Source organism: Tissierella sp., assembly GCF_032104385.1.
GTDB lineage: Bacteria > Bacillota > Clostridia > Tissierellales > Tissierellaceae > Tissierella.
In genome coordinates, this window is the sequence record NZ_DAMCHJ010000020.1 from 18633 (window position 1) to 33776 (window position 15144).

Here is a 15144-nt window from a genome sequence, read left to right on the forward strand (position 1 = left end):
TATATATGAAGGGGTGAAATAATGGTAAATTCAAAAAGTGAGTTTAAAAAAGTAACTCTTTGGACTAGACAGAATATAAAAAGTTTAGATGAAATAAGGGAAAAAGGAAGATATAAGGTTGAAAGAAAATATATAGAACAGCAATTTGAAGATATAGCAGGACATTATGTAAAACTTTATGAATGGTTTGTAAGTAAGGCAAGTAAAATAATTCCTAAACCAGATGAGGTGGAATTTCCAGTGTGGTGCTCAATTAGTGAAGAAAATATTCTAAAACTAATAGAAGATACAGTAGTATATGTGTTAGAAGTAGATGAGAGTGAAATTATATATTTTGATGGAAGAAAGTGGGATTATGTATTAAATCATTTATATATTCCTAAAGATGGGGAAGATGAAAAAGTTTATATGGCAGATATGGAGAGAAAAGGATTTAAAGACTTATTTTCCTTTATAGATGGAAAATATGCAAATTTTTACCCTTTGGAAAAGAAAAGGATAATGGATAGTTGGATGAGGGTGTTTGAGATTGATGAGTGGAATATATTTAATGTTCAGGCTAATATATGGGAGATAAGAGAAGATATGATTAGGGATATATTGTATTGGAAGGAGTAAGATAATTTTCTGTAAATTAGAAGTAGACAAAAATTTAGTGCTAGAAAGTTAAGATGTTTTTGAATAAAGATTTAAATAAAAGTACATAGTTTAGACTATGTACTTTTATTAGTTACCATATAGGATATATTTTAATGCTTAGTAAGTTTTTTAAGAGATTATGATTTGCATAGAGTACTCTGTACTTATTCTCTAGTTCTATGTTTAACATATTAGTAATAAGGTTTTTGATATTATATATAAATTGTCGAAAATTGACAGAAGATTATGTAGATATTTATCAAAGAAAGAAGGAGTCTTTATATTGAATGTAGAATATCTTAAATAGTATAAATTGTAAGTAGAGGGAGGAACGATTATGTCAAGGTTATCAAATGCATTAAATATGTACATGCTTTTACAAGGAAGAAGATTGATGAAGGTTGAAGAACTTGCAGAGATACTTGAAGTAAGTCCCAGAATGGTTAAGGAATATAGAAAGGATTTTGAAAAAGCAGGTATTTATATAGGAACAAAAAGTGGAAGGTATGGTGGATATTATTTAGAAAATAAAATAGATTTAAAAGGTATAGGATTTAAAAAAGAGGAGCTAGAAGCATTAAAGATGGCTAGAGAAACTATTAAAAGTGGAAATCATATTTTTGCATTAAATTTTGAAACCTTGGCTAATAAAATATTAAATTTAGAAAAGGATTTTGAGCATATTAATTATTTTAGTAAGGATAATTTAAAACCACTATATATGGGAGAAAGAGAAAAAGATATATGGAAAACAATTAGTAAAGCAATAATTAATAAAAGAAAGATTGAGTTATTATACAAATCATTGCGACAAGATACAAGAAAGAAGAAAAGTGAGATCCGAATAGTGCACCCCTATGGAACTTTTGATCATGATGGTGCTATATATTTCTTTGGTTATTGTGAGATGAGAAAAGAAGTTCGATATTTTAAAATTTCTAGGATAGAAAATATAGAAGTATTGCAACAGAAGTTTGCCATAAATATTGAATATGATATTAAGAGTATAATGAGAAAATCATTTGGAATAATTGATGATGATATTTTTTATTTGAAACTAAAAATATCATATCCTATGAGTCAGTTGGTTAAAGAGAAACAATATTCATTGAATCAAAAAATAACTGAAATAGATGAAGAAAATATAATCTTTGAAGCAAATCTAAAGGGATATGAAGAAGTTAAAACATGGGTTTTAGGCATGGGAAGTAAGGCTGAAGTGTTAGCCCCAGACAAACTTAAGAAAGACGTAATAGAAGAAATGAGAAAATTACAAAGAATATATGAATTGGGGATTAATGATTGCACCAATGAATGATATTATTAATGTAAGAAAATCATTCGTTGGTAAGAGGAGGTTTTCTAATATAGTTCTATTAAAAGTATTAACTAAATAAAGCAATAAATTTACATTCCATATCTTGATTCTATTAAAAGTATATTTATAGTATACCATATTTATGAGAGTTTTAAATTAATAAATAATTAAATTAGTATTGACAAATTAAATATCTTACTATATTCTTAACATCAAGAGATGATTATTAACTAAATAAAGTAATAATGGGTGGAGGTGAAGGATTGAAACTTTTATTCATACTTTTAATAATAAGTAAGATATCTATTTCTGTCAAAGTTTATTTCTAGAGTTATAGAATCACTCAAATTCAACAATTCTATAAAGCTGTGAATCAAATTACAGCTTTATAGAAACAAAAATATTAGGAGGTGAAAATATGAGATACAATGTTGAGTTAGCTTTATCCAATGAAAATATACCAAAAGATAAAAATAGAATAATCCTTTCCTTTCTAAAACATATTTACGAGTCCTATGATAAAGACTACTATCAATCATTATATGAAGAGGAGGAAAATAAAAGAAAGAATTTTACCTTCTCAATGTATATGCCAAATTGCAAATTTACTAGAGAAGAGATAATTATTCCTGAAAAAAAGATAATCTTGAACTTTTCAACAGCTGATATGAAGGATGGCATTTTCTTCTATAATGCAGTATTAGCAAATAGAGGAAAATCCTATGATATTAAAGGTAACTCTATAATAGTACGTAATATAAATATGAATAAAGAAAAGCCTATAACTAATGATTATGCTGTTTACTCTTCTATGTCCCCAGTAGTTGTTAGAGAACATAATGGTGATAATGAGAAGACTTGGTACTATTCCTTGAGTGAAGAAAAAGGAAAAGAAATATTTATGGAAAACCTTAGATATCAACTATTAGACAATTTTGGTGAAGAAAGAAGGTTAGATATTGAAGAAGCAGGTTTTAAAGTGTTAAGTAATAAAGAAGTTAAAGTAAAACATTATGGAATAGAAGTCTTATCAAATATATGCAAAATAAAGATACAAGCTAAACCATATATTTTAGACTATATTTACAAATCGGGTATAGGGGCTAGAAAAAGTGGAGGATTTGGAATGTTAGATTTAGTTTAGGGGGTGATAGCGTGGGAGAAAGGATACGGCTATATATGGAAGATTGGCTTTATAATAGTGGATTAGTAGGATTTTACAATATACTAGAACATGCAGAAGATGATGTTATAATAAAACAAAATTATATAGAGTTTGAGTTGGAGCATTTGATAAGATTTGAAGAAAAATATTTTAAGTATTTTACAGACAAATATAAAGACATATTTTCATTAAATAAAATACTTTCCTTTGAAGAATTTATAGACAAGCACGAAGAAAATAATTTTGAAGAATTTGATGGGAAAAAACTTGAGTCTATGAATAAATATATATCTGATGTTGTCAAGAAACAAATAAAAAGCAATAGCTACAAATCTGCTTATGAACTAATAGATTCTCCTGTAGATGTTTTAGAACTAGAGAAGAGTTTGAAAACTATAAAATTAAAGAAAAAACAAGAGATAAGTGAGATATTACCAGAAATAAAAGATAGGTTTACTATATTAAAAGAAATAATTGAATATATGAAGCTGGAGAAATCACAAAAATATATTGGTGCAAAAAATGCCATGTATACCATAATAAAGAATGGTTGGAATGGAGTTTGCTTCTTGAATCCTCAGACAAAAGAGAAGGATATGTATATAGATTACAAGAACTATTTCATTGAACCTGCAATAGAGTATTTAAATATAGATAAATCTAAATTTAAGTATAATTGCTTTTCTTGTGATAAAAGTATGAAGGATTTTTCAAATGATCTTAGTTTCCTAAATTCTACAGGATTTGATGTAAGCAGAAAATCATCTCATGTATGGGATTTTCAAAATGATATTGCTGTTTGCCCTATTTGTAAACTAGTATATTCATGTGTGCCAGCGGGAATATCTTATCTTTATGATAAAGGAATATATATAAACGATAACTCAAGTATGAGAAATGCTATAGATATAAACAATAAAATATATATGGAAATTTATAAACAAAATAAAGGGGACAAGAAATTAACCTATAAAGCATTAGTAGAATCAATAAATGAAGAATATAACGATAAAATAAAATATGAGTTAGCGGATATCCAACTAATTAGGTATGAGGATGAGAAATATAGATTTAATATACTTTCTAGAAAATCATTAGAAATTATTAAATCCTCAGAAGATGATTTAAATAAATTGATTAATTGTGGATTTAAAGAAATCAATACTTATTTTAATGTGTATGAATTAGTCATAGATAGATTATTGAATAGTCAAAATATGTTTACATTAGTTCAAAAGATGCTTCACTATAAATTATCGCAGCCGAAGGATTCACATTATAATTCATTTCATGTGATTAGAATTTTAAGGATTAATACGAAATTTTTAAAGGGGGTAGGGTGTATGAAAGAACTAAATAAAGATATAGTTAAGAGAGGTAATATTGCTGGATACTATTTGAGAGAAAAGTATAGAAGCAAAGGCTCTATAGATAAACTTAGTGGTATATCATACAAGTTGTTAAATTCATTAAAGACTAACAATACGGATAGCTTCATGGATACATTACTAAATTGTTACCTATATGTAAAATCATCAGTACCTGAGGTGTTTTTAGATACATTAAGAAGTGAAGAAGAGTTCAAGACTATTGGATATGCATTTGTAGCTGGACTGATAGAGGGGAAAATAGATGATGAAAATGGGGGAAAAGTTAATGAAAAATAATTTAAAACCAAAGGGATTAGCTATATCAATGATATTTGAAGCAGAAAGTGCAAACTATGGTGAGGGAATAGGAAATGTAGCATCTTTGAAAAAATTGACTAGAGATAAAGGAGAGCAATATACTTATATCTCAAGGCAAGCAATCAGGTATAACATAGCTGAACAGTTAGGTGAAGAATTAGCGACAGTAAAGGCAGAAGGTAGTGGAGATAAAAAGGTTATTCAATTTTCTGAAGAAGCAACTATAAAAGACTATCCAGAAATAGACTTTTTCGGATATCTTAAAACAGAAAAAGGTACGGGTGGAAAGAAGCGAACAGCAAAAGTAAGACTATCCAATGCTATATCTCTAGAGACTTTTAAAGGTGATTTAGATTTTCTAACAAATAAAGGTTTGGCAGATAGAATAGATGAAAATATGAATATAGCTCAATCTGAGATCCATAGATCCTATTATAGATATACAATAGTAATGGATTTAGACCAGATAGGAATAGATGAGGTATATTCCATTGAGCTCGATGGTGAAGAAAAAATAAGAAGGGTGAATAAACTATTAGATACAATTGCTTTCCTATATAGGGATATTAGAGGTAGAAGAGAAGATTTAAAACCTTTGTTTGCCATAGGGGGAGTTTATGATATAAAAAACCCTATATTTGAAAATGTTTTAGATGTAAAAGATAATAGGTTAGTAGTTAAACAAATTGAAGGAGTTATGTTTGATTCTATAAAAGAAGATACAATTTGTGGATTGATTGAAGGTAAATTTATCAATGATAATGAAATAAAAGAAAAATTAAATGCATTGACTATGCCTAAATTTTTTAGTGGATTAAAAGGCAGGGTGAAGGATTATTATGAAGGAAAATAAAAAGGCAGTTAGGCTAAAATTATATCAGAATATGGTCAATTATAAGAAACCAACTAGTTTTCAACTCAAGGAAACTTATCCATTACCACCATATTCAACAGTAATAGGAATGGTTCATAGTCTTTGCGATTACAAGGAATATAAGGAAATGGAAGTTAGTATCCAGGGAAAATATCATTCTAAGGTAAATGATTTATATACTAGATACGAATTTAAAAATGGTATGAAGTTTGATCCTGCAAGGCATCAATTACAGGTAGGGGAATTTGGTATAAGCAGAGGTATTTCTACAGTAGAGCTATTAGTTGATGTAGAATTATTGATTCATATAATTCCACGTGATCAAAGTTTAGTAGAAGAAATAGAAAAGGCTTTTCTTTATCCTAGAGAATATCCTTCTTTAGGTAGGAGAGAAGACCTTGTAACTATTGAAGAAGTTAAGGTAGTGGATATTTTTGAAGAGGAAAATCTTAAGTCATCAATTAGAGCTAGAGAAGACTATAGTGCTTATATACCTATCAATCTTATAGAGGATGTAAAACTAAAAAATAAAGTACAAGGGATAGATATTTCTGGGACTAGATATAAATTAAATAAAAACTATGAGTTAATTAATTATGGTACCCGAAATTCGCCTAAAATATTTAGAAGTTGGAAAAAAGAAGAAGTTCTATATGGAGCTAATATATCAGCCCTAAGAAAAAAAGATGTTAGGCTGGATGAAGATAATAACATAATATTTGCCATTTAATATGGAGGATGATTTTATGAATAGATTTTTAGCTAAATCAAATCCTGAAGAAATGATAAATGAACATACTGATAATTTAATAAAAAATTACAATTTGTTAAAAGAGATATATCCTAGTTTAAATATAAACTGGGATATACTCTATAAATCTTGTTTATATCATGATTTAGGTAAGATGAATATAAAGTTCCAAGATAAGCTAGAAAGGAGGAAGAGACATAATAATGAAATTCCACACGGTATATTGAGTTTGCTTTTTATTGATTTTGAGGAACTAGAAGATAATGGGTACTCGGAAGATGATATAAGAGTATTGTTTCATGCTATAGCTTATCATCACGATAGGGAGTTAAACTATACAGAATCTCAATTAGAAGAAGAAATTGAATTGATAAATAAAGAGTTTATTAATTTCAAATATGATAAGTTAGATTCCAAATTTATTAATGACTATATAGAAGAAGATTTCTTTGTTAAGGATGAGAGGATTTATGAAAAGTTAAATAGTGAGTTGTTTTTTAAATATATTCTAGTAAAAGGTCTACTTAATAGAATAGATTATGCAGCTAGTGGTGGTATTGATGTTGAAAAGGAAAATAACTTTCTATTACAAGATCTAGAAGAAAATTTATTGAAAAAATTTAAAATAAAAAATCCTAATGCTGAGTGGAATGAACTCCAGAAATACATGATAGAAAATAGAGATAATAATCTTATAATAGTAGCTCAAACAGGCATGGGTAAGACAGAAGCCGGACTTCTATGGATAGGGGATAATAAGGGTTTTTTTACACTCCCACTTAAAACAGCTATAAATGCAATGTATAAAAGAATAACAGAGAAGATAGTCAGTGATGATTATGAAAATAAAGTAGGGCTTTTACATTCAGATATTAAAAGGGAATATTTAAGTAAAAAAGAAGAAATAGATTTTGATGAATATTATAACAAAACAAAGCAATTATCATTGGCACTAACCGTTTGCACAATGGATCAAATATTTGACTTTGTATATAGATATAGAGGATTTGAGTCAAAACTTGCTACTTTAGCATATTCCAAAGTAGTAATAGATGAGGTACAGATGTATTCACCAGATTTATTAGCATATTTAGTTGTAGGTTTATCTTATATAGACAAAATAGGTGGAAAATTTGCTATATTGACAGCAACCTTGCCACAGATATTCGTAGAGTTATTAGAAAAGGAAGATGTAAAGTTTCTAAAGCCTGAACCTTTTACAAATAAGAGAGTAAGACATAGTGTAAAGACAAAACACGAAAAAATAAATTCAGAGTTTGTTAAGGAGGTATATAATGACAACAAAATTTTAGTTATATGTAATACTGTAAAAGAGGCGCAAAGAATATATGGAGAGCTATCAAAAGATAAAGAGATTGTACAAAATATAAATCTATTTCATAGTAGATTTATAAAGAAAGACAGAAAAAGAAAAGAAGATGAGATTTTAGAGTTTGGAAATAAGGAAAAGGTATGTAAAGGAATATGGATAACAACTCAAGTAGTGGAAGCATCTTTAGACATAGATTTTGATATTCTTGTTACAGAACTTTCAGATTTAAATGGACTATTCCAAAGATTTGGAAGATGTTATAGGGATAGAGACTGGGATAAGGAAGGATATAATTGCTATGTATTCGATGGTGGAGATTCTAAATGTAGTGGGGTTGGGAATATTATAGATGAATATATATTTAAACTTTCCAAGGAAGCTTTAGACAATGTAAAAGGACCTATTACGGAAAATGAAAAGATAAATTTAATAGACAGTATATATACTATGGAAAAGCTAAAGGAAACAGAGTACCATGATAAACTAATAGACGCTATAAAATATTTAAAATTAATAGATCCTTATGAAATGTCTAAGAAAGAAGTTATGGAGAGATTTAGAAATATAGAATCTAAAGCAATTATACCTAAGCCTATATATGAGGATAATAAAGTTAAAATAGATGGATATATAAAGATACTAAAACAAGAATGCTATAAATATGCTACTTTAGAAGAACGAAAAAGGATGAGAGAAGAAAAATTAGAAGCAAGAATTAGCTTAGATGACTTTACTTTATCTATACCATTATATCGAGCAGAAAAGCATCTTTTGGAGAAAAAAGATATTAGCAAATATGAATTTATAGAGATATTTGAGTGTGATTATAATGATAAAGTTGGGATAATATATAAATCTAAAGATTATATTGAGAAAGAAACTAGAAGTTGTGAAGATAGAATCTTTTGAGTAAAAAGGTGATAAAATGAATAAAATAACAGGGGTAATGGTGTACTATTATTTCGTATGTAAAAGAAAACTATGGTATTTTAAGAATGATGTAAATATGGAGCATACTAGTGAATTAGTAGGAATGGGAAAATTGATTGATGAAAACTCTTATAATAGAGAGAAAAAGAATATATTAATTGATGAAACCATTAATGTTGATTTTTTGAAAGACTGGAAAGTAATACATGAAGTAAAGAAGTCAAGGAAATTAGATGAAGCTGCTAAATGGCAACTTAAATATTATATTTGGGTTTTGAGGAATAAAGGAGTCGAAATAGAAAAAGGAATACTAGATTATCCCTTATTAAGAAAACGAGAAGAAATATATTTAACTATTTCTGAGGAAGAAGAATTGATGGAGGTTTTGGAACAAATTCAATATATTATTAATATGGACTTGCCTCCTGGAGTTATTAATAAGGCATTTTGCAAGAAATGTTCTTATTATGAATTGTGTTATATATAGGAGGTGAAGAATTGGGAGAAACATTTTATATTTTGAAAGATGGGGATCTAAGAAGGAAAGATAATAGTGTTGTTATAACAAGTATAGAAGGAGATGAAAAAAACCTTAAGGCTGAGGTTGCTGATGAAGTATACTTATTTGGAGAAGTAAGCTTAAATACAAAATTATTAAATTTTATATCACAGAAAGGTATTATATTGCATGTATTTAACTATTATGGATTTTATAGTGGAAGTTACTATCCTAGAGAAACAAATATAAGCGGATATTTATTAGTACAACAAGTAAGGGCTTATGATAATGAAGAAAAACGATTAAGGATTGCTAAAGAGATATTAAAAGCTTCATCTTACAATATTTATAGAAATCTTAGATATTATAATGGAAGAGGAATAGATTTGGAAGATTCAATGAGAAATATTGATAGCTTGATAAACAAATTAGATTATGGCGAATCTATCAATGAAATTATGGGTATAGAAGGTAATATTAGAAAAACATATTATTCAACCTGGAATGATATTGTAAAACAAGATATTCAATTTGAAAAAAGAGTAAAAAGACCGCCAGATAATATGATAAATTCTCTTATTTCATTTATAAATAGTCTTATTTACACAACAACATTAAGTGAAATATATAAAACTCAGCTAAATCCAACAGTAAGCTTTTTACATGAACCAGGAACAAAAAGATTTTCGCTATCTTTAGATATTGCAGAAATATTTAAGCCTTTAATTGGAGATAGGATGATATTTTCTATGCTCAATAAGAATCAAATAACAGAGGAAGACTTTGAAAGAGAATCAAATTTTTTATATCTTAAGGAATCTGGTAAAAGAAAAATACTTATGGAATATGATAAGAGATTGGAAAGTACAATATCTCATAAAGAATTAGGAAGAGATGTTTCCTATAGGTATCTTATTAGACTAGAGTGTTATAAGTTGATTAAACACATAATTGGAGAAAAAGAATATTCTGGATTTAAAATATGGTGGTGATATAATATGTATGTGATACTTGTTTATGATATTTTGACAGATGATAATGGTTCCAGAGTATCTAGAAACACTTTTAAAATTTGTAAGAAGTATTTAACTCATATTCAAAAATCAGTATTTGAGGGAAATTTGACTGAGTTAGATTATGTGAAGTTGAAAACTGAATTAAATAAACATATTAGAAAGGATAAGGATTCTTTACTAGTATTTAAGAGTAGAGATGAGAAATGGTTAGAAAAAGAATATTTAGGATTAATAGATGACAAAACATCTAAATTTTTTTAAATTATATCTTGTCTACCTATAATAAGGTTAATATTATTGGATATTGACAAAGCGGTATATTGCAATGAGTGAAGTCTATTATTTTCAGATTTAAATAAATAAGTACATTAATATAGTAAGTAAAATTATTAATCGACAGTAATGACATATCAACATTAGTAGAATCAATGATTTGAATGTAACGCCCTTTAATAGAACTACAGTAGAATGTAAATACTTATCTTCATAATAGATTGCTTTCCCTGCTTGTTTCCTTTAATAGAACTACAGTAGAATGTAAATTTATACAACTGGACAAGCAAGAGGGATGGTACAAAACCTTTAATAGAACTACAGTAGAATGTAAATGGAGAAGAAATGGACATTAGCAAAGGAGTTTTGTTGACCTTTAATAGAACTACAGTAGAATGTAAATACAATTATCAGTAATGGTCCTATTGCCGCGACTAACCTTTAATAGAACTACAGTAGAATGTAAATGAAAAAGACTCTGTACTGCCTGAAACAAATGGGGCGGCCTTTAATAGAACTACAGTAGAATGTAAATATTAAATTTATATCTACCTTATTACCCACTAGGCACCCCTTTAATAGAACTACAGTAGAATGTAAATTCTGGTGGCAGGCTATTAAGCTGCTTGCACTTCCTACCTTTAATAGAACTACAGTAGAATGTAAATTGTTTTCTAAGAATGTAAGAAATTCTATTCAGGAGGCCTTTAATAGAACTACAGTAGAATGTAAATTTTGATTTCTGCTAATAAAATCTTTTAACAACTTTACCTTTAATAGAACTACAGTAGAATGTAAATAAAGAATTAGTAAGAACTAAAATAATGAAATATAGACCTTTAATAGAACTACAGTAGAATGTAAATATATTCACTCCACCCCTGTTCATATCCACTACAGACCTTTAATAGAACTACAGTAGAATGTAAATATTTACAGGATAATATATATGATCCATAACCCATGTAGCCTTTAATAGAACTACAGTAGAATGTAAATGTTGGTGAGTATGGAGATAAGTTAGTAGAATTTACCCTTTAATAGAACTACAGTAGAATGTAAATTTGGTTACGATTTGATAGATTCTAATTTGGTTGTTACCTTTAATAGAACTACAGTAGAATGTAAATTAACCTTACCAAATATTGCAACCTCTCGTGGTCTTGGCCTTTAATAGAACTACAGTAGAATGTAAATTTCTCCGTTTTCTATAAATTGAAAATCTAATTTATACCTTTAATAGAACTACAGTAGAATGTAAATTAACAGTAGAGCAGAGGAAGAAAATATTCGCAACTATCCTTTAATAGAACTACAGTAGAATGTAAATAGGATTTTATCGGCGAATAACTGGGAAGGTTGGACACCTTTAATAGAACTACAGTAGAATGTAAATGAAGCAATAACAATAAGGAGGAATAAAAAAATGAACCTTTAATAGAACTACAGTAGAATGTAAATTTTAAAGCTGTTTCAATTTCGCTTGCATCTTCTGTAACCTTTAATAGAACTACAGTAGAATGTAAATCAAAGTGGTACCCCCCCATCAGAGACAGAACCACTTCCTTTAATAGAACTACAGTAGAATGTAAATTAAGAATTTTTACCTTCTTTAGCACCTAACTCTTTACCTTTAATAGAACTACAGTAGAATGTAAATGAACCTAACTTTGCTATTAGATATTATTATTCAAATCCTTTAATAGAACTACAGTAGAATGTAAATATTCCATATCTGGTTATTTGCTCTTAGTGTTTTCATGCCTTTAATAGAACTACAGTAGAATGTAAATATGAAAGTGAGTGATTATGGCAGTTGGGAAAAACTACCTTTAATAGAACTACAGTAGAATGTAAATATTATTAAAATATTTTTTAATTTATTAAAATATATTCCTTTAATAGAACTACAGTAGAATGTAAATTTTCTCTTGTCATTTTATGAGCTTCTATAAATATCTCCTTTAATAGAACTACAGTAGAATGTAAATTCTTTCCTCCCTCCTTTCATCCTTTCTCTTGCTTCCCTTTAATAGAACTACAGTAGAATGTAAATCCTCTAGATACGGACCTATAATATCTTTCTCTAAACCCTTTAATAGAACTACAGTAGAATGTAAATGCTTAGAAAATCAGAACTTCTTAACTCTTTATTTACTCCTTTAATAGAACTACAGTAGAATGTAAATAGAATTCTCATGTGCTGCATCCTCCCCCAATTCTTCCCTTTAATAGAACTACAGTAGAATGTAAATGCTTTCCTTCAATGTATTTCTGTTCTAGAATAACCTTTAATAGAACTACAGTAGAATGTAAATACAGGTGATAAAAAAATAGGTGAATTTAGAACTTACCCTTTAATAGAACTACAGTAGAATGTAAATCCATATAAAGTAGGAGACATTGTATTAGTAATATTCCCTTTAATAGAACTACAGTAGAATGTAAATGTATCAATTAAAGGGTTGCTACTGCCTTTTTTTGCTACCTTTAATAGAACTACAGTAGAATGTAAATATCACCTGAGTTCCTATCACCTGAGTTCCTATTACCCCTTTAATAGAACTACAGTAGAATGTAAATAGAAGATGAATGGGAAGAATACAAAGATTTAATATTCCTTTAATAGAACTACAGTAGAATGTAAATTAAGTTTATTTATTTGCTTATCTATCTCCTTAATTCCCTTTAATAGAACTACAGTAGAATGTAAATTTCTATCATCATTAGATTGCCAACAACGACTATTCCCTTTAATAGAACTACAGTAGAATGTAAATTCAAGAACCTTAAAAGGAGATGGTGGAAGTAAGAAACCTTTAATAGAACTACAGTAGAATGTAAATTGCAACTATATCTCGTTCTTTTTTTGCTTTAATCTCCTTTAATAGAACTACAGTAGAATGTAAATTCATGAAAGGAGAAATATAATGAAAAACAATATAAACCTTTAATAGAACTACAGTAGAATGTAAATTAGTTCTTAGATGATTTTCTAGATAAGTTTTGATACCCTTTAATAGAACTACAGTAGAATGTAAATTTACTTAAATAAATAATCTTTTATATCAGTCACATCATCCTTTAATAGAACTACAGTAGAATGTAAATAAAAAACATATAAATTAAATTATATCATCTATTGAACCTTTAATAGAACTACAGTAGAATGTAAATTTGTTTGATATATGGCAAGAGATAGTTGGTTTACCTCCTTTAATAGAACTACAGTAGAATGTAAATATTCTAAAAATATGATTTCCTCTAATTAAAAAATAACCTTTAATAGAACTACAGTAGAATGTAAATTTGCTCCGCTATCCCCCCTACAAGAAACTACGCCTACCTTTAATAGAACTACAGTAGAATGTAAATTTTGCAATAGAAATATAAAGTAGAATATCAGGAGGTCCTTTAATAGAACTACAGTAGAATGTAAATCCACATAATACCAGCTTCAGTTCCAGCTGACATTGGCCTTTAATAGAACTACAGTAGAATGTAAATGGAGAATTAGCGTCATAACCTAATCCCTCTTTACTTACCTTTAATAGAACTACAGTAGAATGTAAATAATATTCCTAATGAGATTAAGTCAAGCAGGTGTGAAGCCTTTAATAGAACTACAGTAGAATGTAAATGAGGAAAGTATAAGGAGTAAATTGGCTAAGTCTGAACCTTTAATAGAACTACAGTAGAATGTAAATGCACAGTAATACTTCCTCAAAATGAGTATATTAAAACCTTTAATAGAACTACAGTAGAATGTAAATGTTCCATATATCTTGCTAATGGTATTTTTCTAACTTCCTTTAATAGAACTACAGTAGAATGTAAATAAAGGAAACTCAAGGGGGTGATGAAATGAAGCTCAACCTTTAATAGAACTACAGTAGAATGTAAATAGAAAATGAATGGGAAGAATACAAAGATTTAATATTACCTTTAATAGAACTACAGTAGAATGTAAATATGGAGATTTATGGGTCAATGACACAGAGTGGGATACCTTTAATAGAACTACAGTAGAATGTAAATCTTTATCACCTTCTTTATTGTCAAGGGGCTAAACCGCCTTTAATAGAACTACAGTAGAATGTAAATTTATTTAAACCTGCTATGAATGTAGTTGAGTTCAATCCTTTAATAGAACTACAGTAGAATGTAAATACTAAAGAACAAACAGCAAGAGTCAAAGGAACTAATCCTTTAATAGAACTACAGTAGAATGTAAATTTTTATAGTTATATTATAACGGTACTAGACGTACCACCTTTAATAGAACTACAGTAGAATGTAAATTTTTGTAGTGCTACATAATAATTAAAGTTATACGAACCTTTAATAGAACTACAGTAGAATGTAAATTGGATTATTTGAATTTTTATAAATAAAATATAAAAACCTTTAATAGAACTACAGTAGAATGTAAATATGGATTAGAAGCGGAAGACGCTAGAAAGATTGTGGCCTTTAATAGAACTACAGTAGAATGTAAATGATATCTGCCTCAGGTAACTCTCGTGGCTCAATACGCCTTTAATAGAACTACAGTAGAATGTAAATTTACAAATGGAATTTCCAGATGGGAAGATAGTAGAAGCCTTTAATAGAACTACAGTAGAATGTAAATTGGATTATTTGAATTTTTATAAATA

The 15144-nt window shown here is 28.1% G+C and carries 10 protein-coding genes and 1 CRISPR repeat array; all 10 genes read left to right on the forward strand.

The genetic code is table 11. The annotated features are described in order from the left end of the window. Positions 1-21 precede the first annotated feature (21 nt). The 10 genes from RT714_RS14620 to cas2 all read left to right on the forward strand — a co-directional run bounded on the left by RT714_RS14620 (position 22) and on the right by cas2 (position 10474). Entirely contained in the window at positions 22-618 is a 597-nt protein-coding gene (locus tag RT714_RS14620; RefSeq protein ID WP_313758606.1) for a DUF3841 domain-containing protein, read from the forward strand. A 358-nt stretch (positions 619-976) separates the two neighbouring features. Continuing rightward, positions 977-1957: a WYL domain-containing transcriptional regulator gene (locus tag RT714_RS14625; protein WP_313758607.1), complete on the forward strand. Its 981-nt coding sequence runs from the start codon at positions 977-979 to the stop codon at positions 1955-1957. 418 nt (positions 1958-2375) lie between these two features. Next, complete coding sequence (cas6, locus tag RT714_RS14630; protein ID WP_313758609.1) at positions 2376-3101, forward strand: CRISPR-associated endoribonuclease Cas6; 726 nt, start codon at positions 2376-2378, stop codon at positions 3099-3101. An 11-nt stretch (positions 3102-3112) separates the two neighbouring features. Continuing rightward, positions 3113-4789, forward strand: a complete 1677-nt coding sequence (gene cas8a1 / locus RT714_RS14635; RefSeq protein WP_313758611.1) for a type I-B CRISPR-associated protein Cas8b1/Cst1 — start codon at positions 3113-3115, stop codon at positions 4787-4789. Further along, a complete protein-coding gene (gene cas7i / locus RT714_RS14640; RefSeq protein ID WP_313758613.1) occupies positions 4779-5663 on the forward strand; it encodes a type I-B CRISPR-associated protein Cas7/Cst2/DevR in 885 nt (294 codons plus the stop codon). The genes cas8a1 and cas7i overlap by 11 nt, the downstream gene beginning before the upstream one ends. Next, on the forward strand, positions 5650-6414 hold the full coding sequence (gene cas5b, locus RT714_RS14645) for a type I-B CRISPR-associated protein Cas5b (protein WP_313758614.1): 765 nt from the start codon (positions 5650-5652) through the stop codon (positions 6412-6414). Before cas7i ends, cas5b begins: the two co-directional genes overlap by 14 nt. 16 nt (positions 6415-6430) lie before the next feature. Then, the gene (gene cas3, locus RT714_RS14650) at positions 6431-8677 is read left to right on the forward strand and encodes a CRISPR-associated helicase Cas3' (RefSeq protein WP_313758616.1); all 2247 of its coding nucleotides are present in this window, start codon (positions 6431-6433) and stop codon (positions 8675-8677) included. A gap of 16 nt (positions 8678-8693) precedes the next feature. Next, positions 8694-9185, forward strand: coding sequence for a CRISPR-associated protein Cas4 (gene cas4 / locus RT714_RS14655; protein ID WP_313758618.1), 492 nt, complete (start codon positions 8694-8696; stop codon positions 9183-9185). Between the two features lie 11 nt (positions 9186-9196). Further along, a complete protein-coding gene (gene cas1b, locus RT714_RS14660) occupies positions 9197-10189 on the forward strand; it encodes a type I-B CRISPR-associated endonuclease Cas1b (protein ID WP_313758620.1) in 993 nt (330 codons plus the stop codon). A gap of 6 nt (positions 10190-10195) precedes the next feature. Next, the gene (gene cas2, locus RT714_RS14665; protein WP_313758622.1) at positions 10196-10474 is read left to right on the forward strand and encodes a CRISPR-associated endonuclease Cas2; all 279 of its coding nucleotides are present in this window, start codon (positions 10196-10198) and stop codon (positions 10472-10474) included. A 185-nt stretch (positions 10475-10659) separates the two neighbouring features. Further along, positions 10660-15119: a CRISPR direct-repeat array (repeat unit 30 nt; unit sequence CCTTTAATAGAACTACAGTAGAATGTAAAT). Positions 15120-15144 lie beyond the last annotated feature (25 nt).